The sequence below is a fragment of the Actinomadura sp. 9N215 genome (assembly GCF_044326345.1).
Classification (GTDB): Bacteria; Actinomycetota; Actinomycetes; order Streptosporangiales; family Streptosporangiaceae; genus Spirillospora.
This window is the reverse complement of sequence record NZ_JBIRBA010000025.1, coordinates 55,646-76,583: the sequence shown is the minus strand read 5'-3', so window position 1 is coordinate 76,583 and position 20,938 is coordinate 55,646. Positions and strand designations below refer to the sequence as shown.

Annotated in this window: 19 protein-coding genes and 1 riboswitch; of the genes, 6 read left to right on the top strand and 13 right to left on the bottom strand. The window is 70.9% G+C overall.

The genetic code is table 11. The annotated features are described in order from the left end of the window. Window positions 1-6 precede the first annotated feature (6 nt). From ACH34T_RS33350 to ACH34T_RS33340, 3 genes are all read right to left on the bottom strand, one after another. Window positions 7-996 (bottom strand): malate dehydrogenase, encoded by a 990-nt coding sequence (locus ACH34T_RS33350; protein WP_396024929.1) that lies wholly within the window; start codon window positions 994-996, stop codon window positions 7-9. A 203-nt stretch (window positions 997-1,199) separates the two neighbouring features. Continuing rightward, the gene (locus tag ACH34T_RS33345; RefSeq protein ID WP_396024928.1) at window positions 1,200-2,417 is read right to left on the bottom strand and encodes an NADP-dependent isocitrate dehydrogenase; all 1,218 of its coding nucleotides are present in this window, start codon (window positions 2,415-2,417) and stop codon (window positions 1,200-1,202) included. A 95-nt stretch (window positions 2,418-2,512) separates the two neighbouring features. After that, window positions 2,513-3,127, bottom strand: a complete 615-nt coding sequence (locus ACH34T_RS33340) for a DUF3017 domain-containing protein (RefSeq protein ID WP_396024927.1) — start codon at window positions 3,125-3,127, stop codon at window positions 2,513-2,515. A 251-nt stretch (window positions 3,128-3,378) separates the two neighbouring features. Here ACH34T_RS33340 and ACH34T_RS33335 point away from each other — a divergent pair, with 251 nt between their 5' ends. After that, window positions 3,379-4,089, top strand: a complete 711-nt coding sequence (locus tag ACH34T_RS33335) for an FHA domain-containing protein (RefSeq protein WP_396024926.1) — start codon at window positions 3,379-3,381, stop codon at window positions 4,087-4,089. 197 nt (window positions 4,090-4,286) lie between these two features. Here ACH34T_RS33335 and ACH34T_RS33330 read toward each other — a convergent pair whose 3' ends face one another. Then, the gene (locus tag ACH34T_RS33330) at window positions 4,287-5,138 is read right to left on the bottom strand and encodes a bifunctional methylenetetrahydrofolate dehydrogenase/methenyltetrahydrofolate cyclohydrolase (RefSeq protein WP_396024925.1); all 852 of its coding nucleotides are present in this window, start codon (window positions 5,136-5,138) and stop codon (window positions 4,287-4,289) included. A 24-nt stretch (window positions 5,139-5,162) separates the two neighbouring features. Further along, window positions 5,163-5,248, bottom strand: a riboswitch (ZMP/ZTP riboswitch). A 116-nt stretch (window positions 5,249-5,364) separates the two neighbouring features. Between ACH34T_RS33330 and ACH34T_RS33325 the strand changes: the two genes are divergently transcribed. Next, a complete protein-coding gene (locus ACH34T_RS33325) occupies window positions 5,365-5,958 on the top strand; it encodes a GNAT family N-acetyltransferase (protein ID WP_396024924.1) in 594 nt (197 codons plus the stop codon). 29 nt (window positions 5,959-5,987) lie between these two features. Here the strand turns inward: ACH34T_RS33325 and ACH34T_RS33320 are convergent, their stop codons facing one another. The 3 genes from ACH34T_RS33320 to purN form a co-directional block, all read right to left on the bottom strand. Next, window positions 5,988-6,167 (bottom strand): hypothetical protein, encoded by a 180-nt coding sequence (locus tag ACH34T_RS33320; protein WP_396024923.1) that lies wholly within the window; start codon window positions 6,165-6,167, stop codon window positions 5,988-5,990. Between the two features lie 183 nt (window positions 6,168-6,350). Then, entirely contained in the window at window positions 6,351-7,928 is a 1,578-nt protein-coding gene (purH, locus tag ACH34T_RS33315; RefSeq protein WP_396024922.1) for a bifunctional phosphoribosylaminoimidazolecarboxamide formyltransferase/IMP cyclohydrolase, read from the bottom strand. Then, on the bottom strand, window positions 7,909-8,613 hold the full coding sequence (gene purN / locus ACH34T_RS33310; protein ID WP_396024998.1) for a phosphoribosylglycinamide formyltransferase: 705 nt from the start codon (window positions 8,611-8,613) through the stop codon (window positions 7,909-7,911). Before purN ends, purH begins: the two co-directional genes overlap by 20 nt. A gap of 146 nt (window positions 8,614-8,759) precedes the next feature. Between purN and ACH34T_RS33305 the strand changes: the two genes are divergently transcribed. Beyond that, the gene (locus ACH34T_RS33305; RefSeq protein WP_396024921.1) at window positions 8,760-9,329 is read left to right on the top strand and encodes a hypothetical protein; all 570 of its coding nucleotides are present in this window, start codon (window positions 8,760-8,762) and stop codon (window positions 9,327-9,329) included. Between the two features lie 16 nt (window positions 9,330-9,345). On the opposite strand, the gene ACH34T_RS33300 is transcribed toward ACH34T_RS33305, so the two are convergent. The 3 genes from ACH34T_RS33300 to sucC all read right to left on the bottom strand — a co-directional run bounded on the left by ACH34T_RS33300 (window position 9,346) and on the right by sucC (window position 13,654). Further along, on the bottom strand, window positions 9,346-11,358 hold the full coding sequence (locus ACH34T_RS33300; protein WP_396024920.1) for a DUF6350 family protein: 2,013 nt from the start codon (window positions 11,356-11,358) through the stop codon (window positions 9,346-9,348). 211 nt (window positions 11,359-11,569) lie between these two features. Continuing rightward, window positions 11,570-12,475 (bottom strand): succinate--CoA ligase subunit alpha, encoded by a 906-nt coding sequence (gene sucD / locus ACH34T_RS33295; protein WP_396024919.1) that lies wholly within the window; start codon window positions 12,473-12,475, stop codon window positions 11,570-11,572. 3 nt (window positions 12,476-12,478) lie between these two features. Continuing rightward, window positions 12,479-13,654: an ADP-forming succinate--CoA ligase subunit beta gene (gene sucC / locus ACH34T_RS33290; RefSeq protein ID WP_396024918.1), complete on the bottom strand. Its 1,176-nt coding sequence runs from the start codon at window positions 13,652-13,654 to the stop codon at window positions 12,479-12,481. Window positions 13,655-13,956: 302 nt separating this feature from the next. On the opposite strand from sucC, the gene ACH34T_RS33285 reads away from it, so the two are divergent. Next, window positions 13,957-15,684: a glycoside hydrolase family 15 protein gene (locus tag ACH34T_RS33285; RefSeq protein WP_396024917.1), complete on the top strand. Its 1,728-nt coding sequence runs from the start codon at window positions 13,957-13,959 to the stop codon at window positions 15,682-15,684. Here ACH34T_RS33285 and ACH34T_RS33280 read toward each other — a convergent pair whose 3' ends face one another. Then, window positions 15,685-16,452 carry a sulfite exporter TauE/SafE family protein gene (locus ACH34T_RS33280; RefSeq protein ID WP_396024997.1) on the bottom strand — a complete coding sequence of 256 codons (768 nt, stop codon included), beginning with the start codon at window positions 16,450-16,452 and terminating at the stop codon, window positions 15,685-15,687. 91 nt (window positions 16,453-16,543) lie between these two features. After that, complete coding sequence (locus tag ACH34T_RS33275; RefSeq protein ID WP_396024916.1) at window positions 16,544-17,152, bottom strand: GNAT family N-acetyltransferase; 609 nt, start codon at window positions 17,150-17,152, stop codon at window positions 16,544-16,546. A 52-nt stretch (window positions 17,153-17,204) separates the two neighbouring features. On the opposite strand from ACH34T_RS33275, the gene ACH34T_RS33270 reads away from it, so the two are divergent. Then, window positions 17,205-17,795 carry a TetR/AcrR family transcriptional regulator gene (locus tag ACH34T_RS33270; protein WP_396024915.1) on the top strand — a complete coding sequence of 197 codons (591 nt, stop codon included), beginning with the start codon at window positions 17,205-17,207 and terminating at the stop codon, window positions 17,793-17,795. Window positions 17,796-18,437: 642 nt separating this feature from the next. Next, the gene (locus ACH34T_RS33265; protein ID WP_396024914.1) at window positions 18,438-18,704 is read left to right on the top strand and encodes a hypothetical protein; all 267 of its coding nucleotides are present in this window, start codon (window positions 18,438-18,440) and stop codon (window positions 18,702-18,704) included. Window positions 18,705-18,936: 232 nt separating this feature from the next. On the opposite strand, the gene ACH34T_RS33260 is transcribed toward ACH34T_RS33265, so the two are convergent. Beyond that, window positions 18,937-20,166, bottom strand: a complete 1,230-nt coding sequence (locus ACH34T_RS33260) for a DUF222 domain-containing protein (RefSeq protein WP_396024913.1) — start codon at window positions 20,164-20,166, stop codon at window positions 18,937-18,939. Window positions 20,167-20,938: the final 772 nt, after the last annotated feature.

The window sequence follows — 20,938 nt, the reverse complement described above, 5'->3', positions numbered from 1 at the left end:
GGCCGATCAGATGAGGCCGAGCTTCCGGACGGCCTCGCGCTCCTCCGACAGCTCCGCTACGGACGCGTCGATGCGGGCGCGGGAGAAGTCGTCGATCTCCAGGCCCTGGACGATCTCCCACGTCCCGTCCTTCGTGGTCACCGGGAAGGACGAGATCAGGCCCTCGGGCACGCCATACGAGCCGTCCGACACGACGGCCATGGACGTCCAGTCGCCGTCGGCGGTGCCGTTCACCCAGGTGTGGACGTGGTCGACCGCGGCCGACGCGGCGGAGGCCGCCGAGGACGCGCCGCGCGCCTCGATGATCGCCGCGCCGCGCTTGGCGACGGTCGGGATGAAGTCGTTCTCCAGCCAGCCCTGGTCGTTGACCGTCTCGGCCGCGTTCTTGCCCGCGATCTCGGCGTGGAAGACGTCCGGGTACTGCGTCGCCGAGTGGTTGCCCCAGATCGTCATCCTGCGGATGTCGGCGACCGACACGCCCGCTTTCTTCGACAGCTGCGCCAGCGCGCGGTTGTGGTCGAGGCGCGTCATCGCCGTGAAGCGGTCGGCGGGGACGTCCGGCGCGTGCCGCTGCGCGATGAGCGCGTTGGTGTTGGCCGGGTTGCCGACCACCAGGACCTTGACGTCGTCCGCCGCGCCCGCGTTGATCGCCTCGCCCTGCGGCTTGAAGATGCCGCCGTTGGCCTCCAGCAGGTCGCCGCGCTCCATGCCCTTCGTCCGGGGACGGGCGCCGACGAGCAGCGCGACGTTCGCGCCCTGGAAAGCCGCGGCCGGGTCGTCGAAGATGTCGGTGCCGGACAGCAGCGGGAACGCGCAGTCGTCCAGCTCCATCGCGGTGCCCTCGGCGGCCTTCACCGCCTGCGGAATCTCCAGCAGCCGAAGGCGTACGGGTACGTCCGCGCCGAGGAGCTGCCCGGACGCGATGCGGAACAGCAGCGCGTAGCCGATCTGGCCCGCGGCGCCGGTGACGGTAACGGTGACTGGGGTGCGCGTCATGCCTTCTTCTTCTCTCTCCTGCTGTGTCCTGAGCCCGCCAGCCCGCCGCCGCGCGGGTTCTCTCGCCATCGAGATATTCCGGGGTTCAGGCTATCGCGCGCACCCCGCCCGCGACCCGGCAGGTGCACCACCCGGCATGGCGCCCGCCCCCGAACACACCGGAGGCCGCCCCGGACGAATCCGGCGCGGCCTCCGAAGCCGGTTCAGCCGTTGATCTTCTTCTGCAGGTTGGTGTCCAGAGCCTCCAGGAATCCTTGCGTCGTCAAGTACGGCGTCGAGTCACCGACGAGGAGCGCGAGGTCCTTGGTCATCTGGCCGGCCTCGACGGTTTCGACGCAGACCTTCTCCAGTTTCTGGGCGAAGTCGATGACCTCGGGCTGGGAGTCGAGCTTGCCGCGGTGTTCGAGGCCGCGGGTCCAGGCGAAGATGGACGCGATCGGGTTGGTCGACGTCGGCTTGCCCTGCTGGTGCTGCCGGTAGTGCCGGGTGACCGTGCCGTGCGCGGCCTCCGCCTCGACGGTCTTGCCGTCCGGGGTCATCAGGACGGACGTCATGAGCCCGAGCGAGCCGTACCCCTGGGCGAGCGTGTCGGACTGGACGTCGCCGTCGTAGTTCTTGGTCGCCCAGACGAACCCGCCCTCCCACTTCAGCGCCGCGGCGACCATGTCGTCGATGAGCCGGTGCTCGTAGCTGAGGCCCTTCGACTCGAACTCCGCCTTGAACTCGGCCTCGTAGATCTCCTGGAAGAGGTCCTTGAACCGGCCGTCGTAGGCCTTGAGGATCGTGTTCTTCGTCGACATGTACAGCGGCATCTCGCGGGTGAGCGCGTACCGCATGCTCGTCCGGGCGAAGTCGCGGATCGAGTCGTCGAAGTTGTACATGCCCATCGCGACGCCGCCGCCGCGGAAGTCGGCGACCTCGAACTCCATCGGCTGCGAGCCGTCGTCGGGGGTGTAGGTGATCGTCACCTTGCCCGGGCCGGGAACGACGAAGTCGGTGGCCTTGTACTGGTCGCCGTGGGCGTGGCGGCCGATGATGATCGGCTTCGTCCAGCCGGGGACCAGCCGGGGGATGTTGGACGTGACGATCGGCTCACGGAAGATCACGCCGCCCAGGATGTTGCGGATCGTGCCGTTCGGGGAGCGCCACATCTTCTTCAGGCCGAACTCCTCGACGCGCGCCTCGTCGGGGGTGATGGTCGCGCACTTCACGCCGACGCCGTGCTCCTGGATGGCCTTGGCGGCGTCGACGGTGACCTGGTCGTCCGTGGCGTCGCGGTGCTCGATTCCCAGGTCGTAGTACTTCAGGTCGACGTCGAGGTAAGGCAGGATCAGCTGGTCCTTGATGAATTTCCAGATGATCCGCGTCATTTCGTCGCCGTCGAGCTCGACGACCGGGCCCGCTACTTTGATCTTGGGCATGCTGTTGCTGTCCCTTTCCTACACCTGGCCAGCTGTAAAAGACTTCAGACCTTGTAAGGCTCAACTGGCAAGGCTAGCCGAGGCGATACCGAGGTCTAGACCTGGCCTGGGCCAGGCGGGCCAGGCGGGCCCGGCCGCGCTTCCGGCGGGTTCGGCGGGTTCGGCGCGCGTGGCGGCCTCGACGCGCCACCCGGGCCTGGCGCACCTGACAGGCCCGGAGCGCCGGACGGGCCCGGGGCACCGGACGGGCCCTGGGCGCCAGGCGGGCCCGGGGCGTCGGGCGAGGGCGGTGGGCCGTCCCGGCGGCCGGTGACGAGGAGCCGGGCGCCGCGCGCCACCATCGCGAGCAGGATCAGCACGCCGAAGGCTCCCGCGAGGGCGAGGCCCGGCTTGTTCATCGGCGGGACGCTCAGCGACACGAACGCGACCATCTCGCCGAGGATCACGAGCGTCCAGCAGTCGATGGACCTGCTGCGGACGGCGAGCGGCCCGAGCTGCGACTCCGGCAGCAGGAGCCGTGCGAGGGCCCCGAGGAGCAGCGCCCCGGCCATCAGCCCGGAGCCCTTGCGGAAGTAGTTGAAGGCGCACAGCGTGAGCCCGGCGCCCACGCCGCTGAGCACGATCAGATACGGGAGCTGGGCGAGCCAGTGCGGCGCGGCCGCGCGGCGACGCGGCGCCCTGCGCCTCCGCCGACGCACCTCGGTGCTCATGGACTTCACGGTATAGGGAATCGGATCGCGGCACGACATCGTCCGGCCACGCAGGTCCGGCGCGGTGCGGTGCGGCCCGGCCGCGCGGCCGGAGCTGGGACGGGTGGGACGCGGGAGATGCCGGAGGGGCCCGAATCCCCTGCGCCGTCGGTCCTACTCGCCAGTAGGAGGGTGTGACGGTGACGCGCCCGGGTAACCCGGCAGACAGGGGTCGCTAACTAGCTGGGAGGACTGCCGTGGAGGGGCCGTTCATGCGGATCGAGGACAGCGGGCTGGTGGTGCCGCTGCGCCCCGACGTTACGACGGTCGGGAGAGGGAGAGGAGTCGACATCCGCCTCGACGACCCGAGTGTGTCCCGTTTGCACGCTGAGATCGTCCGACGCGGTCCGTACGTCTACGTGGTGGACATGGGCCTGTCCCGCAACGGGACACGCGTCAACGGCCGGCCGATCGCCCGCCGTGTCCTGGAGGACGGCGACGTCGTGAGCTTCGGCACGGCGCGCTGCCGGATGGGGGGCATCCCCCGTGAGGAGGTCGACCCGGACGTCGAGCTGCGCCGGGCCGTCGCACCCGAGCTCACCCGCCGCGAGGTCGACGTTTTGACCTCGCTCTGCCGTCCCGCCCTTTCCGACGAGGCGTTCGTGGCCCCGGCCACGGCGCGCGACATCGCCGGGGAGCTGGTGGTGACGGAGGCGGCCGTCAAGCAGCACCTGCTGCGTCTCTACCAGAAGTTCCGGATCCCCGAGGGCGCCAACCGGCGCACACGGCTCGCCAACGAGGTCATCGCGATGGGCCTCGTCCGGCCGCTGCCGCCGGTGCACGTCCCGCAGGGCCGCCCTCCCATGGACGGGCGGGTCCCCGGGGTCAGGGGCACGACCGAGACCCGCCGGCCGGGCGCGGGCCACGCCCACGTCAACGGACCCGGCCGCGCACCCAGCGCGGCGGGACGGAGGGCGAGCTGAAATGAACCTGCGGTCGCCCTCCAGGCAGCGCGAACTCTGAGGGCGATCGCTGAACCGGTCCGGGTGGGGCCGCGCACGTGACGGCGCGGCCCCACCCGGCGGAGCATCGGCGAAGGCCGCCACCGGGGTGCTGGTGGCGGCCTTCGCACGTCCACCGAACCGGGCCCCGCGCGCTCTAGGCAGGCCACGCGCGGATGTCAGGCGGGCTGGTGCTCGGCGGCTTCGACGACGTTGGCCAGGAGCATCGCGCGGGTCATCGGGCCGACGCCGCCCGGGTTCGGCGCGACCCAGCCCGCGACGTCGCGGACATCGGCGGCGACGTCTCCGGCGAGTTTGCCGTCCACGCGGGACACGCCGACGTCCAGGACGGCCGCGCCGGGCTTGACCATGTCGGCGGTGATCAGCCCGGGGACCCCGGCGGCGGCCACCACGATGTCGGCGCGGCGGGTGTGCGCCGCGAGGTCGCGGGTCGCGGTGTGGCAGAGGGTGACGGTCGCGTTCTCCGTGCGGCGGGTGAGGAGGAGGCCGAGCGAGCGTCCGACGGTGATGCCGCGGCCGACGACGGTGACGTCCGCGCCCTTGATCGGGACCTCGAACCGGCGGAGCAGCTCGATGACGCCCTTCGGCGTGCACGGGAGCGGGCCCGGCTGCATGAGGACGAGCCGTCCGAGGTTCGTGGGGTGCAGGCCGTCGGCGTCCTTGGACGGGTCGATGCGCTCCAGCACGCGCTGCTCGTCCAGGCCCTTCGGGAGCGGGAGCTGGACGATGTAGCCGGTACAGGCCGGGTCGGCGTTCAGCTCGGCGACGGCGCGTTCGACGTCGTCCTGCGCGGCGGTGGCGGGCAGGTCGCGGCGGATGCTCTCGATGCCGACCTCGGCGCAGTCGCGATGCTTCATGTTGACGTACGAATGGCTGCCGGGGTCGTCGCCGACGAGGACCGTGCCGAGACCGACGGACACCCCGCGGTCGCGCAGCGCCTCGACGCGGACCTTGAGGTTCGAGCGGATCTCGGCGGCCGTGGCCTTGCCGTCCAGAATCTGTGCCGTCATGCGTTCCTCCGCGGGGAATGGGGCGCCGTCCACCCAGGCGCGCGGTGTCCGGACTGTCGTTCGCTCCCCGGTGGTGATCCACCTTGACCGCGCCAGTCGCGTGAACGCCCATGCTATCCGGCGTGCGGGCGGCGAAACGTTCATGGGACGGCGGCGGAGTGGTTCGCGGAAATCGGCGGAAAGTGGCCCTGCCGGACGCCGCCGACCTGCTTCTAGCGTGATCGGCATGAGTCACGCATGGTTCGAGCGGCCCGTCCTGACCGGGCGATACGTGCGGCTGGAGCCCCTGACGGCGGAGCACGCCGAGGGCCTGTTCGCGGCGTCCAAGGACCCGGCGGTCTGGACGTGGATGAGCGAGCGGCAGCCCGCGACCGTCGAGGAGATGCGCACACAGGTAGGCAAAGCCCTCGCGCAGCACGAGCGAGGATTCCGGCTGCCGTGGGCGCAGATCGACGCCGCGACCGGGGAGGTCGCCGGGACGACGTCGTACTACGAGATCGTCCCGTCCCACCGGGGGTTGTGCATCGGGTACACGTGGCTGGGGTCGCGGTGGCAGCGGTCGGGGCTCAACACCGAGGCGAAGCTGCTGCTGATGGGACGCGCCTTCGACGATCTCGGGGCGATCCGGGTGGGCTGGCACACCCACGTCCGGAACGCGCGGTCGCGCGCGGCGATCGAGCGGCTCGGCGCGTCGTTCGAGGGCGTCCACCGCAAGCACCGGATCCGCGAGGACGGATCGATCCGCGACACCGCCGCCTACGCGATGACGGACGACGACTGGCCCGCGGCCGCGGAGGCGCTGCGGGCCAGGCTCCGCTGAGCCTCCGCGGCAGCGGGCCAAGGACGGGGTCAGTCCTCTTCGGAGCGCTGGCGCCAGGCGAGGATGCGGTCGGTGCCGTGCCAGCCGAGCTGGGCGGCGAGCATCGCGGCGAGGAAGGCCGCGGCCAGGCCGATCACCTGTCGCGACTCCATCAGCAGCGTGTCCGTCCGGTACACCGCCACCAGCATGAGGGACACCAGCACATCCATCGCGCCTCCACACGGATTCGCCCGCGCCGGGGGTGGGTCAGGAACGGTCATGGGGCGCGGCCAGGCCGAGGCTACCCGCCGCGAAAAGTAAAGAATCCCAAGGTAAACCCGGTGTGGCCGTGTCGTCTGCCACACCGGGTTCGTCCGCCAGGGTTCATCCGCCATACCGGATTCTTGCCGGCGTCAGTGGAAGAAGTGCCTGACGCCTGTGAAATAGAGGCTGATGCCGGCCTTTTCGGCGGCGGCGATTACCAGGTCGTCCTTGACGGAGCCGCCGGGCTCGACGATCGCGCGGACGCCCGCCGCGGTCAGCACCTCAAGGCCGTCCGGGAACGGGAAGAACGCGTCGGACGCGCCGACCGCGGACGCGGCCCGGTCGGCGCCGGCCCGCGCGACGGCGAGCTTGGCGGAGTCGACCCGGTTGACCTGGCCCATGCCGACGCCGACCGTGGCGCCGCCGGCGGCCAGCAGGATCGCGTTCGACTTGACCGAGCGGATCGCCCGCCACGCGAACGCCAGGTCGGCGAGCGTGGCCTCGTCCACGGCCGGGCCGGTCTTCAACTCCCAGGTGGACGGGTCGTCGCCCGGGGCGTCCACCCGGTCGACGCTCTGGAGGAGGACGCCGCCGTCGATGCGCCGGTACTCCGTGGCGTCCGCGACGGCGTCCGCCGGGGCGTCCGGGCAGACCAGCAGCCGGATGTTCTTGAACCGGCCGGTGAGGACCGTCACGGCCTCGTCCTCGAAGGACGGCGCGACCAGCACCTCGGCGAAGCTCTCGGTGACCTGCCGCGCCATGTCGGCGGTGACCGGACGATTCGCCGCGATCACGCCGCCGTACGCGGACACGGGGTCGCAGGCGTGCGCCTTGCGGTGCGCCTCCGCGATGTCGGCGCCCACCGCGATGCCGCACGGGTTGGCGTGCTTGATGATCGCCACGCAGGGCTCGGTGAAGTCGTGGGCGGCGCGGCGGGCGGCGTCGGTGTCCACATAGTTGTTGTAGGACATCTCCTTGCCGTACAGCTGCTCGGCCCCGGCCAGCCCGGACGCGCCCGGCGAGCGGTACAGCGCGGCGCGCTGATGCGGGTTCTCGCCGTAGCGCAGGGTGTTCGACCGCTCCCAGGTGGCGCCGAGGAAGTCGGGCCACCGCGTCTCGGCGGCGGTCTCGTCGGGCGCGTACGCGCTCGCGAACCACGACGCGACGGCCACGTCGTAGGACGCGGTGTGCGCGAAAGCCTGCGCGGCGAGGCGGCGGCGCTCCTCAAGCGTGAACCCGCCGGAGTGGACGGCGTCCAAGACCGTCCCGTAGGAGGACGGGTCGACGACGACGGAGACGCTGGCGTGGTTCTTCGCGGCGGCGCGCACCATCGTCGGGCCGCCGATGTCGATCTGCTCGACGCACTCGTCCGGTGACGCGCCCGACGCGACGGTCTCCGCGAACGGGTACAGGTTCGCCACGAGCAGGTCGAACGGCTCGACGGCGAGGTCGTCCAGCTGCTGGAGGTGGTCCTCCTTGCGGCGGTCGGCGAGCAGGCCCGCGTGCACCTTCGGGTGCAGGGTCTTGACGCGTCCGTCCAGGCACTCGGGGAATCCGGTGAGCTTCTCCACCTTCATCACCGGGACGCCGGCGGACGCGATCCGTCCCGCCGTGGACCCGGTCGAGACGATCTCCACGCCCGCCTCGTGCAGGCCCCGGGCCAGTTCCTCCAGCCCGGTCTTGTCGTACACGCTGATCAGTGCGCGCTTAATCGCCACCCGACTCACCGGCCGAGCTCCCCTCTTGATCGGACGAACCTCTGTCGCCTGCTTCACTCGCCTCACCTGCGTCGCCGCAGGTCCTGCACTTCAACGAGACGCGCCTGCCGTGCGCCGTCCAGCCGTCGCGGGCGAGGCGTCCGACGACGTCGACCAGGAGCCGGCGCTCCACCTGCTTGATCCGCTCGTGCAGGGAGTCCTCGTCGTCGTGCCAGCGCACGGGGACGGTGTCCTGGGCGATGACGGGCCCGGTGTCCACTCCTTCGTCGACGAAGTGAACCGTACAGCCCGTCACCTTCACGCCGTACGCCAGGGCGTCCCGTACGGCGTGGGCGCCGGGGAAGGACGGCAGCAGCGCGGGGTGGGTGTTGACCGTCCGGCCGCCGAACCGCGCCAGGAACCGCGGCCCGAGGATCTTCATGAACCCGGCGGACACGACGAGGTCGGGCTCGTGCCGCGCCACGGCGTCGGTCAGCGCCGCGTCCCAGTCCTCCCGAGACGGGAAATCTGGGACACATACGGTAAAAGCGGGCACACCGGAGCGTTCGGCGCGGGCAGTTCCCTCGATATCGGGACGGTCCGCGCCCACGGCCACGACTTTCGCCCCGTAGGCTGGATCCGCGCACGCGTCGAGCAGCGCTTGTAGGTTGGTCCCCGCGCCGGAGACGAGGACGACGAGCCGGGCGGACACCATGACTCCCTGGTGGACGATGCTGGTGGACGACGACGAGGATCGGCGGAGGTTCGCAGGACGGGCCGCCATGAAGCCTATCGGGCCGGCTCGACGCCCCCAGAAGACGGATCACGGGGACCCACATCACTGCCCAGGAGGAAAAGGACGTGAGCGAGCAGCCGGGCCCTCCGGCCCAGCCCGAAGACCGCCCCGGCGGGCGGCCGGCGGGAGAGCCGCCCGCGGGACCGACACCGCCGACAGACCAGCTGCCGCCGACCGGCCAGGCACCGCCCCATCCGCCGACGGACCAGCTGCCGCCGACCGGGCCGATGCCGCCCGCGGGGCCCGCGCGGACGCAGCGGACCGGCTGGCGGGCCCTGTGGCTCGGCGCCATCGCGCTGCTGACCGCGTTCTTCTTCTACCCGCTCGGCCTGGTCCTCGGCGTCGCCGCACTCGTCGTGGGCATCCGCGCCCGCCGGAACGCGCGCCGCGCGCAGGGGGCCGCGCCCGGCGCCGTCCCGGGCATCGTCCTCGGTTCGGTCGGCCTGGTGTTCTCGATGCTGTCGGTGTCGCTCACGGCGTACCTGTGGACGGAGCTGAGCGGCTACCAGAACTGCCTCAGCGGGTCCAACACCACCGCGGACAAGCAGTCCTGCCAGGACGAGTATTACCCCAAGATCGAGGACAAGCTCGGCCTACCCGCCGGCAGCATGGACAAGTACGGGGGCCTGCTCTAGCGATGAGCCGCCGCGGTCAGTCGTCCTGGCCGGGCTCTTCGCGGAGCACGTAGATGGCGCCGCCCCTGTTCTCGGTGCGCTCGGGGTCCTCGGGCGGAGGCGGCATGGGAGCGGACGGGGACGGCTCGGGTTCCGGGTCGTCGACGAGGTGGCCTTCGAGGACGACCGTGCGATCCCGCGGCGAGGCCGACGCGGGCGCCGGTTCCGACCCCTGCCCGGCCGCGAGTTCGGGCGCCGGTTCCGGTTCCGGTGCGCGCTTCGATTCCGGTTCCGGTGCGCGCTTCGATTCCGGCTCCGGCGGGCGCTCCGGTGCGCGCTCCGGTTCGGGTTCGGGACGCTCTTCGGCCAGGTCGGGCAGCGGGTCCGGCGTCCGGCGGACGCGACGGCGCGGTGCGAGGACGGGCTCCGCCTCCTCGAACTGCAGCGGATCCGGCGCATAGGGCGGCCTGGGCCTGGCCGCGGCGGCAGCGGCCCGCGGCTCGGGAATCCTCGCCTCGTAGTCGCCGGGGACGGGCGCTGACAGCGGCATCGGCGTCGCGACCTCACGCGCCCGCTTCCGGACGGTCTCCTTGCCGGCCGCCTTCTTCTTGGCCTGCTTCGTCTTCTTCTCCGGCTTCGACCGGGACTTTGACATCCTCGCCTTGGTCGCCGCGCGGGCTGGACGGCGCAGGACCATCCAGTTCGCCACCCAGGCCGCGATCGCCGCGGAGATGCCGACCTCAAGGGCGGCGAGCAGCCCGACCTGCCACGCGGACGGCCCCACGGTCGCCATCCGCCCGTCGCCGAGCGGTCCGCCGGACAGCGCGGTCAGCAGCGCCGCCACGGCGCCCGTCAGCGCGCCGGACAGGAACCCCCACAGCGGCGCCCCCTCCGACACCCGGGTGGGCATCGACCGGATCGTCAGGACGCCCCCGACCGCGCCCGCGAGGAACGGCGCGGCCAGCGCGATCAGCGACAGCGCGGGCGCCGGACCCGGCTGGGGCAGCGCCGCGAGCGGCGGGAACGCCGGGACGAGATCGAGGACCACGCCGGTCGGCGACACGCTCGTCCCGGCCCCGACCGAGAAGCCGGGGCCGACCGCGTACGACATCCCCCAGATCACCGCGTTCGGCAGGAACGCCAACTCGACCAGCAACAGCAGGACGCCGCCGACGACGCCCGGGGCGAGCAGGTCGTACAGGTGGTCGGCGTCCCCCAGGTGCATGGCGAGCGACACGCCCACGAGCACCGCCCCCGACGCGAGCAGCACGGCGAGCGAACCCGCGACGCCGATCACGAGCGAGCGCGGCCGGTCCGGCAGCAGCCGCAGCAGCGCGCCGAGCCCGGACCTGACCCGCCGCCCCTTCGCCTCCGCCGCCACCTGCGCCGCGACGACGGCCCGCGCCGCGCCGAGCCCGCCCGCGATCACCGCGACGAGGAAGCACGCGACGAGCGCCTGCCACGCCGAAGGCCGGACCTCCGGGGACGACGCCGCCAGCGCTAGCAGCATCGCCAGCCCGGCGTAGGGCGCGGCCAGCGCGACCGCGACGCGCACCACGGCCGTCCGAGACCGGTCCTTCGAGCGGAGCTCGTCCGTTGAATGCCGGTGGGCGGGGGCTGAAGGGCGGGCTGGCAGTTTGGCCGCTCGGATCATCCAGCCGCCGCCCCGGTACAGCAGCGTCCCCGGCAGGATGAGGACGCCGAGCGGCAGCAGCCCCACCCGTCCCTGCCCGTAGGTGAAGCCCGCGTGGTGGGAGACGAGCCAGAAGTTGACGGCCGTCCGGAACACGCCGGACATGCCGTCGCCGAACGCCGTCTTGGGGGCCGCGATCCACCCGATCAGCGTGATGGTGGTGAGCACGGCGAGCCCGATCCCGATGCACCACAGCGCCGCGACCAGTCCTGTCACGTACAACGGCCTGGCCGCCACCGCCTGCGCCTGCGGCTGGGGGTCGGGCTCTTGCTGGGGCTGCGCGTCCCGGGGTGGACGCGGCGCGGCCCGTCCCGCTGTGCCGGGGGCCGCGCGCTGTCCAGGGGTCGCTTCGCTCACGCGGACCATGCTGACACCACGCCCGCCTCCCGGACGCCCCCCTCGCCCGGCGTGTCGCCTTTGTCGTCCAGCATCCCGCCGGGCGCCCCCGCCCGAGCCGAATTCCCCGGCCCGAGCCGACTCGACCTGACGCCGATGCGAGGGCGGGGGCGGACGCGAAAGACGCCCGGCCGCTGGGCGGCTCGGGCGTCTTTCGGGCGTGGGAGGGACGTCAGAGGTTCTTCATGATCTCCCGCATGAGGACGGCGGCCTCGCTCGGAGTCTTGCCGACGCGGACGCCGACCTTCTCCAGGGCGTCCTTCTTCGCCTGCGCGGTCCCCGCGGAGCCGGAGACGATCGCTCCGGCGTGGCCCATCGTCTTGCCCTCGGGCGCGGTGAACCCGGCGACGTAGCCGACGACCGGCTTGGTCACGTGCTGCTCGATGTAGGCGGCGGCGCGCTCCTCCGCGTCGCCCCCGATCTCGCCGATCATGACGATGGCGTCGGTGTCCGGGTCGTCCTGGAACGCCTTGAGCGCATCGATGTGGGTGGTCCCGATGACGGGGTCGCCGCCGATGCCGACGCAGGTGGAGAAGCCGACGTCGCGCAGCTCGTACATCATCTGGTAGGTCAGCGTGCCCGACTTGGACACGAGCCCGATCCGGCCCGGCGTGGTGATGTCGGCCGGGATGATCCCCGCGTTCGACTTGCCGGGGGACGCGATGCCGGGACAGTTCGGCCCGATCACGCGCGTCCCCGTGGTTCCAGAAGACGCAGCGCCCTTCGACTCGGCGTACGCCCAGTAGTAGGCGGTGTCGTGGACGGGAATGCCCTCGGTGATCACGACGCAGAGCGGGATCTCCGCGTCGACGGCCTCGACGACGGCGTCCTTGGTGAACTTCGGCGGGACGAACACGACGGAGACGTCCGCGCCCGTCTGGGCCATGGCCTCCTTGACGGTGCCGAACACGGGCAGGGCCGTGCCGTCGAACTCGACGGTCTGCCCGGCCTTCCGCGCGTTCACGCCGCCGACGACCCGCGCGCCGGACGCGAGCATCCGGCGGCCGTGCTTGCTGCCCTCGGACCCCGTGATGCCCTGAATGATGATCTTGCTGTTCTCGGTGAGCCAGATGGCCATCGCTCATGCACCTGCCGCGAGTTCGGCGGCGCGCTTGGCCGCGTCGTCCATGGTGTCGACCTGCTGGACGCCGGGGAGCGCCGCATCGTTGAGGATCTTGCGGCCGAGGTCGGCGTTGTTGCCGTCCAGCCGGACGACCAGCGGCCGGTTGACGGTCTCGCCGCGGTCGGCCAGCAGCTTGTACGCCGACACGATGCCGCTGGCGACGGCGTCGCAGGCCGTGATGCCGCCGAAGACGTTCACGAACACGGACTTCACGGCGCCGTCCGACAGGACGATCTCCAGCCCGTTCGCCATGACCTCCGCGGACGCACCGCCGCCGATGTCGAGGAAGTTCGCGGGCTTCTGGCCCCCGAACTCCTCGCCCGCGTACGCGACGACGTCCAGCGTGGACATGACCAGCCCCGCGCCGTTGCCGATGATCCCGACGCTGCCGTCGAGCTTGACGTAGTTGAGGTCCTTGGCCTTCGCCGCCGCCTCCAGCGGGTCGGCGGCGCCCTTGTCCTCAAGCTTCTCGTGTTCCTGGCGGAAGGCGGCGTTGTCGTCCAGGGTGACCTTGCCGTCGAGGGCGATCACCCGGCCGTCGGCGGTGAGGATCATCGGGTTCACCTCGACGAGGGACGCGTCCTCGTCGGTGAACACCGCCCAGAGGCGCTCGATGAGCTCGGCGGCTCCGTCGAGGGCCTCCTGCGGGAGCCGGCCCTGCTCGGCGATCTCGCGGGCCTTCGCCCGGTCGACGCCGTGCAGCGGCGAGATCGGGACCAGCCCCAGCCGGTCGTGCGGCACGTCCTCGATCTCCACGCCGCCCTCGACCGAGCAGATGGACAGGAAAGTGCGGTTGGCGCGGTCGAGCAGGAAGGAGAAGTAGTACTCCTGCGCGATCGCGCTCCCCTCCTCGATCAGGACCTTGTGGACCGTGTGGCCCTTGATGTCCATGCCGAGGATCCGGTCGGCGAGCGCTTGCGCCTCGTCCGCCGAGTCGGCCAGCTTCACGCCGCCGGCCTTGCCGCGGCCGCCGGTCTTCACCTGGGCCTTGACCACGACCTTCGAGCTCCCCGCGGCGAACAGCTCCGCCGCGATGGCCCGGGCTTCCTGGGGAGTATGGGCGACCTTGCCGGTGGGCACCGGTACCCCGTACTCGGCGAAGAGGTCCTTCGCCTGATGTTCGAACAGGTCCACGAGGCGTCCTTTAACGGATCGACAGTCGATCGACCACACGAGTGGGGGTTACACGGGTTTCCGTGCGGCCGGCACTCTGCGGTCCGCTCCGTCGATGCAGCCTAGTCAACCCCTCTCCATGGTGAGGCCGCCGGGGCCCTATACCTGCGAGTGTTACTTGAACGAGGGTGTGTCCGCCTCAAGGGGAGGGCACGAGTGGCACGTGAGGAGGATGAACCAATTGACGTAGTTTGATGTACTTATTTCGCTTCGGTGAACAGCCGGGGTGGCTGACGGGTGGTGCGGCAAAAGGGGGCGAGCACATGGCGATGGCGGAGGAACGGGACACGACCGTCGCGGCGCCCGTCCTCACCGACCCTCTCCTCGCCGAGACACCCGCACGCCCAGCCGGCACCGCCGCGCTTCCCGTCGAAGACGCCGTCCCGAGCGGAATCGTCTCAGCCGAGACCATCCTGATCCCGCCGTCTCCAGGCCAGGCGCGCCCCACCCGCAAGCGGAAGCCCACCCGCAGGCGGACGAGAAGGCACGGGAACACGCGCACACTCCGCCGCGTGACCGCCCTGCTCATCGGCGCGGCGATCATCGCGACCGGCGGCGCCAACGTGCCCGACCGCGCCGGCCCCGGCTGGGCGAGCCCCGGGCTCATCGGCGGGGGCGGCTGGCCGTTCGCCGGCGTCCCGCTGTCCCCCGAGCAGGCGGAAGGCGCGTCCTACCTGCCCGACAGCTCGGTCGTCCGGCTCGCGGACGGGCGGATCAGGCTCATCCCGTCCGGTGGGGAGACGCCCGTCACCGTCGAGGCGTCCGACCCCCGGGTGGAGCAGGCGGTCAGGTCCGACAGCTCGTGGCTGGCGCAGGGCACCGTCCCGACCGGCGGGCCCGCCCCGGCCGCCGTGACGGGCCCGGCCCTCGGGCAGCGCGGCGGCTACCGCGACATGGCCGCGCGTGCGCTGCTCGACCTGCGGCTCCTCACCCGTCCGAACGGCGCGTCCCTCGCGTCCTGGTACACGAAGTGGCGGTATTCCTGGCCCCGCGACTCGGCGTTCGCCGCCGCCGCGTTCACCGCGACCGGGCACCCGTCCGAGGCCCGCCGCATCCTGCGCTTCCTCGCCCGCGCGCAGCACGACGACGGCATGTGGGCCGCCCGCTACAACCCCGACGGGACGGCGGTCGCCGACGGCCGGGCGCCGCAGCTCGACTCGGTCGGCTGGGTGCTGTGGGCGACGTGGTTCTACCGCGTCCACGCGCGGTCGCCCGAGGATCTGCCCGACCTGTGGCCCATGGTGCGGCGCGCCGCGGACCATCTGGCCTGGTCGCTGGACGCCGAGGGCCTGCCGCCCGCCTCGTCCGACTACTGGGAACGCGACCACCGCCGCGAGGAGGACCCGCGGCGCCCGACGCTCGGCGTCGTCGCGCCGGTGCTGGCGGGCCTGCGGGCCGCGGCGGACCTCGCCCGGGCCCGCGGCGAGCACGGCAAGGCGACCGACTGGCAGCGCGCCTCGCAGCGCGTGTCGGACGCGGTCGCCCGCCAGTTCGCGCCCTACGGCTACCCGCGCTCGCCCATCCGCGGCGGCCTGATGGACACGGCGGTGACGTTCCTCGCGCCGCCGTTCGCGCAGGCCGACGAGGGCGTGACCACCGCGATCGCCGACGCGCAGCGCAAGCAGGCGCTGCCGAACGGCGGCGTCCTGCCGGGCGAACGCTGGTCCGGCAACCCCGACGTCGCCTGGACGCCGGAGACGGCCCTGTTCGGCCTCAACGCCGCCACCTCGGGCCGGACGTCCGAGGCGATCGGCCGCCTCGACTGGCTGACCGCGCACCGCACTCCCCTGGGCGTCCTGCCGGAGAAGGTCGGCCCCACCGGCAAGCAGGCGGGCCCGGCCCCACTCGGCTGGACGGCGTCGCTGATCCTCCTCACTTTGTCGGCCCTGGAGAAGCCCCTCCCAATCCCGCCGTCCGCGACGCCCACTACGTCTGCGACGTCCGCGACGCCTGCGACGCCTGCGACGCCTGCGACGCCTGCGCCAGGGTGATCAGCGGAACTGCTCGAAGCCGAGCTTGACGACCAGCGCGGTCACCACGCACAGCAGCACCACGCGGACGAATCCGGCCCCGCGATTGATGGCCATGCGCGCACCGACCTGGGCGCCGGCGATGTTGGCGACGCCCATGGCGATGCCGATCGTCCACAGCACATGTCCCTGAGCCGCGAAGACGACCAGCGCGCCCAGGTTGGTGCCCGCATTGATGATCTTCGCGGTCGCGGAGGCGTTGACGAAGTCCATGCCGAGCAGCGCGGTGAACGCGACGACCAGGAACGTCCCGGTGCCGGGCCCGACCAGCCCGTCGTAGAAGGCGATCGCGACCCCCGGGACCAGGACCGCCGCCGCGACCCTCCGCCGGGTCCGCAGCACCGGCTCCGGCACCCGTCCGAGGTCCGGCTTCAGGACCACGATCGCGGCGACGGCCAGCAGGACGACCATGATGACCGGCTTGAGCACGTCCGAGGAGATCGCCGCGGCGCACAGCGCACCGCCCGCCGCACAGCACACCGCGATCCCCGCCGCCGCCAACGCGACCGGACGATCCGGCTTGGCCTTCCGCGCATACGCGACCGCCGCCGACGACACGCCCATGATCGAGCCGAGCTTGTTGGTGGCCAGCGCGGTCGCCACCGGCTGCCCGGGATTGACCAGCAACAGCGCGGGCAACTGGATCAGCCCGCCGCCTCCCACCACCGCGTCCACCCACCCCGCCGCGACAGCGGCGACCAAGAGCAACACCACATGCTCGACCTGCAAGAAGGACTCCACGGGAGGTAAGGAGTAAAGAAGAATTGCAGATTACCCTACCCACCGTCGCCTGACTGGTCGCCGTCCTTCGGGTCTGTGGTCACCGGGTCGGCTGCCGTTCGGTCGACTGCCGTTCGGTCGGCTGGTGCTCGGTCGGCTGGTGCTCGGTCGGTTGCCAGTCGTCCGCGAGGATCGACCAGACCTGCACGTCCCGGCGGTCGCCGCCCAGGACGAAGCCCTGCCGCAGGACGCCCTCACACGTCATCCCCAGCCGTTCCGCGATGGCCGCGCTGGCGGTGTTCCGGGGATCGCACAGCCACTCGACCCGGTGCATCCCGCGTGCCACGAAAGCCCAATCGATCATGTACCGGACGGCGGTGGTGATCAGGCCGCGTCCGCGTGCCCCCTCGGCGAGCCACACCCCGGCCTCGCAGACGCCCATCGCGGCGTCGAACGTGCGGAACACCGTCCCGCCTTGGAGGACGCCGTCCACCCAGATTCCGTAGATGCGGCCTTGGTCCTTGGCCAGCTTGAGCGCGTACGTCTGCAGGAACTCGCGGGCCGACGCCTCGTCCACGACCGTGCGCGCCCACGGAATGTAGTAGTCGATGTCCTTGCGAACCCTGTCCGCGTGCTCGGCGAACTCGGCGGCCTGCCACGGCTCCAGCGGACGGAGTTCCGCGTCGTCGGCGAGCGTGCGAGCGAACATGGGGGCCTCCCGAGGGGATACGTACCGAACGTTTGTTATGTACGATACGGGAGTGCCGGCCCGAGGTGACCACGACGCCCGCCGCCGCGAAGTCTCCGAGGCCGTGTGGCGCGTCCTCGCCGACCGTGGCTTCGGCGGCCTGACGCTGCGCGCCGTCGCCGCCGAGATGGGCGCCTCGACGGGCCTGCTCACCCACTACTTCCCGAACAAGAAGACCCTCGTCAACTACGCGCTTGACGTCGCCGACGAGCGCACTGCGAACCGTCGCGTCCGCGGGGTTCAGGCGGAGGGCCTGCCCGCCCTGCGTTCGGCGCTACTGGACGTCCTCCCCCTCACTGCGGGCTCGGCGGCCATGAACCGCATCTGGGTCAGTTCGTGGGACGGCGCGCTGGCCGACCCCGAACTGGCCATTCGCGAGAAGAGCCGCTACGACCATTGGCGCGGCCGCCTCCGTCCCCACGTGGCGGCGGCGGTGGACCGTGGCGAGCTTCCCGCTTCATCCGATGTCGATGGCCTTGTCGCCACCGTCGCCGCGTTCACCCACGGCCTGGTCGTCCAAGCACTCTTCGATCCGGACCGCTTCCCACCCGCCCGCCAAACCGAGATCCTGGACGCTTTCTTGTCGTCGATCTCCAAACGCTGATCTGCTTTCTGTCTTAGCCTGTTTAGAGTGATCTTGGGGACGTGATTTACGCGTTTTTCGGATTCGTGGACTCTGGGCCGGTGGTTCTATACCGGCGGTGGGGTGGCGCTGCGTACGGGGCCGCCCCTCCAAAGTCAAGGGCGCTTCGCGTCGCTTCGCGATGGGACTTCGTCCCACCCTTGACTTCGGAGCCTCTGCGGCCCCTGGTGCAGCTTTCATCGGGCAGGCTCCGCCTGCCCCCGCCCGACGCGCCACCCCACCGTCTCCAAGTCAGCGATTCTGCATCCGCGCCAGACCTTTGACTGTCAGTTCGGTGTGCTCTGCTGCCGCCTGGCTGGCTTAAAGAGGCTCTTTCATAGATCGGTACGTCGGCGTGGCGGCCGGGGTTGGCGTGGAGCGTCTTCTCTGGGGATGCGAAGGCGTCGAACGGGGCCAGAGCCGAGTCGCGCGGTACCAGTTCGTCGTCCCGCTGGATCAGGAACTCGACCGGGACGGTGACCCTCTCCGCGGCGTCGGCCAAGGTTTCGTATCCGGCGAGGCCGAAGACGACTGCGATGACTCTCGGTTCGGCCGCGACGAACGGCACGCAGACCGCCGTGCCCATCGACACGCCCCAGTCGCCGACGGGCCGTCCGCGGCGACGTGATCGAGCCCCTGGATGGCGTCCAGTACGGCCTGCCTGCCATTCGGGACGGCCTGCGCTGCCAGTGCGGCGTTATGGCGAGCGATTTGCGGCCCGACGTGCTCTCCAGCCGCCATCCGTTCACGGATTTCTGTGGCGAACCGCTTGTCCTGCTCGGCCTTGGGCCGGTCGCCGTGCCCTGGGGCATCAATGGACGCCACGGCGAAGCCGCAATCCGTTATGTAGCGATGGGCCCGTGCCGCCACTCCTGGGCCTTCTTGTGCTGACCCGCCGCCATGGCCCAACAGGACGAAAGGGCGGGCAGGCGCTCGTCGCATCGGCGGGCGATCATAGGACACCGGTGATGTCGTTCAGGGTGAAGAGACGTTCCGAAACGTTGTTCGAGGTCGTCTCTGAAGGAATGCGCATAGGTTCATGCCTTTCGGGATGCCTGAGGGTCCTCCCGCGGCCACCTATGTCAGATGAGACCGTCCAGTCGACACTTGAACGCGAGTGTGGTCACGCGGCCTGGGCGAGTTCAGTGGGTGGGCCATTGGCGTCCGGTGGCGCGAGAACGCGGTAGACATATCGTCCGGTGGCGTCGCGGACGATATGTACCTGTTCGGCGTTCGTGTGTTTGAAACGATTGTGCCATCCGCAGCAGAGGGCGAGCTGGTCAATATCGGTGGGGCAGCCCATGGCCCAGCCGCCGACGTGGTCGACCTCGCACAGCGTGCCGGGCACTTCGCATCCCCGCACCGCACATGTCGAGTAGAGCGTTTCGAGGACCTGCCGTTGGCCGGGTGTGGCGAACCGGGCCCGATGCCCGAGGTACAGCGGCACATGCCCGCGCCCCAGAATCAGCGGCGAGACACCCGCATTGAGGGCAATGCGGCGGGCCTGCTCAGCGGGGATCGGCGTGCCGTCGGAGAGACGACCCGGGGTGGTGCCGCCCGTGAGGGTGTCCAGGTCGCAGATGATGGTGACCTTGGTGGCGCGGTGCCCGCCTGCCAGCACGCCGGTCAGGGCCGCAGCGGTGCGTTCCGACAGATCCCGGCGGTCGTCTGTTCCGGCGGGCTTGGCGAGCGGGCCGAGAGTGCCGTCCCAGACGGCGGCGTCCTCGGCGTTCAGCCAACCCTTCACGTAGCGGCCGCCGTCCAGTGAGCGCGTGGACGTGATCCAGGAGCGCTCGTAACCACGCTGGGAGTCTTCGTCTGCGGTCTCGGTGCCGTCGCGCTCGGCGATCACATCGCGGATGCGGCGACCGAACGAGGCGACTTTCCCAGCCGAGAAACCCTGGTCGACCATGTCGAGCAGTAGAGCCTCCGCCTTCGCGCAATCGTCGTCTTCAAGGCGAGCGACGGCGTCGGCCACGGTCGACGCATAGCCGTAGGTCAGTTCACCGGTCGCCAGGAGTTTGGCGACGCGGGGCAGCCGGTGCCGCTGCCGGGCGAGGGTGACCCGCTCCTTGGCCCGGGACTCCCTCATCCCAAGCCGCGACCGCAGCCACGCTTGCGTGGACGGCAGACCCCAGCGGCGCATTTCGCCGGAGGCGTCCACCCGGCCGACCAGTTCGGCGAGCGCGCTTTCCTGCCGATCAGAGGCCATTACCAGAGTCTCAGCAAGCTCCATGCAGGCCGCGGGAGAATCGGGCGCGCAACGTCCGGCGAGTTCGCGAGAGATCGCGGCAATAGCGCGCACCAATTCCATGGTGGACGCCACCCCCAGATCAACCTCAACTGAACCCATAACCCCAGAATACCAAACGACCACCCCACCCACCCCCAAATAAAGATGCACTTCTATCACCAAATAGACAGCCCGAGCCAAGCCAAATCAGACCCACACTCCAAACACCTCAAGGCCCCTAACCACCCAACCCCAGAACACAGGGAATTGGACGGTGGGGTGGCGCGTCGGGCAGGGGGCAGGCGGAGCCTGCCCGACGAAAGCTGCTCCCAGGGGCCGCAGAGGCTCCAAAGTCAAGGGTGGGACGAAGTCCCATCGCGAAGCGACGCGAAGCGCCCTTGACTTTGGAGGGGCGGCCCCGTACGCAGCGCCACCCCACCCGAACCTTAGAACTTAGAACAAGTCAAATTCAGCCAGGTTGACAGAAACAACGAGCCTCGGACTATCCCCATATCTCCTGCCTCGGTGCGGCCACGCCCCATCACCATTACCGCTAATAAGTAAGACGACCAGACTAAAATGTCGACCGCCAACCCAAGACAGGCACACGGACCAACGCATGGAATCCATGGCAACGCACAAGCCGCATGAAGCACACGGCCCCCGCACAGACACGCCGCGTGGAACGGACAAACCCGTCCCGTCGCCTCCCATATGGCCCGCACACACCGCATGCTCGCGCACACCACAAGGCCTACGCACCGCAAGGCCTATGCACTGGGTGGCCCGTGCACTGCGTGACCTCCGCAATGGACCGGGCACCGCGTGGAGCGGGCAGCGCATGGCCCGCGCACACTGCATGGCCTACGCAGCGCGTGGACCGGACAGCGCG